The 762-nt window shown below is 31.8% G+C and carries 1 protein-coding gene and 2 pseudogenes; 2 read left to right on the forward strand and 1 reads right to left on the reverse strand.

Features of this window, described 5'->3' with window-relative positions; genetic code table 11:
- Positions 1-171: 171 nt before the first annotated feature.
- Complete coding sequence (locus CDO51_RS14035) at positions 172-345, forward strand: hypothetical protein (RefSeq protein WP_169710447.1); 174 nt, start codon at positions 172-174, stop codon at positions 343-345.
- Here the strand turns inward: CDO51_RS14035 and CDO51_RS15655 are convergent.
- Positions 338-502 (reverse strand): annotated as a pseudogene (locus CDO51_RS15655) (ATP-binding protein); the annotation flags it as partial. The gene CDO51_RS14035 and the pseudogene CDO51_RS15655 sit on opposite strands and share 8 nt — an antisense overlap.
- A 1-nt stretch (position 503) precedes the next feature.
- On the opposite strand from CDO51_RS15655, the pseudogene CDO51_RS15660 reads away from it, so the two are divergent.
- Positions 504-752, forward strand: a pseudogene (locus tag CDO51_RS15660) (ATP-binding protein); the annotation flags it as partial.
- Positions 753-762 lie beyond the last annotated feature (10 nt).

Raw genomic sequence — 762 nt, forward strand, 5'->3', positions numbered from 1 at the left:
ACCAAATGAGATATCTAATGAAAAGATTCAGGTTCTCTGTAACCGAAATGAGGAATTAGAAATTCCTAAAAACGAAACAGTTACAGAAATTAGATCAAAAAATACATTATCATCCTATGATCAGCTTTTAAACCCTAATGGAAACGAGTTCGAGAAAGGGGCTAAAATACTATGACAACAAGTGAAGAGCTAATAGAACAAATAGAGGACTACTGCAAAGAACTAAAACTTCCAGCTACCAGACAAAACTTCAAAGAAGAGATCATGGAAGCAAATGAAAAAAACTATTCACACGAAAGATTTTTAAATGGGTTACTTGAAAAAGAGGCAGATTTGAGGCTTTAATACCAAGTCCAGTAGCTATGTGAGTTTTACCAGTACCAGCATTCCCTGCTAAAATCACATTCTTACCTGACTTAATGAATTCTAAAGAACTCAAATTTTTTAGCTTTTTTTGTGCATCTTCTGGTAGTTCTTCTACAAGTAAGTCTTCTAGATATTTGCTAGGATACATTTCTTTTGATAAAGAAGGATCATAATTATTATTTACTCACTTATCTTTAAGAGCAAGTAGAAAAGCTACTACTATTATTACCACCAACTTATCTTTTGAAAGGTGAGAAGAAATTTTTAAAGATCCAGTAATGACAGCGGCAATGATTGATAGGTTAACTCACAAATCTTACATCGTTAATATGAATGGTAATTCATACAGGTTAAAAGAAACTAAAGATTGGCTGAATTCTCAGTAATTATTTTTTA

This window comes from Natranaerobius trueperi, from assembly GCF_002216005.1.
Lineage (GTDB): Bacteria > Bacillota > Natranaerobiia > Natranaerobiales > Natranaerobiaceae > Natranaerobius_A > Natranaerobius_A trueperi.

Bases quoted from the DNA above. Each gene is read 5' to 3' on its own strand.
- CDO51_RS14035 (WP_169710447.1), top strand. From the start codon at position 172: ATGACAACAAGTGAAGAGCTAATAGAACAAATAGAGGACTACTGCAAA.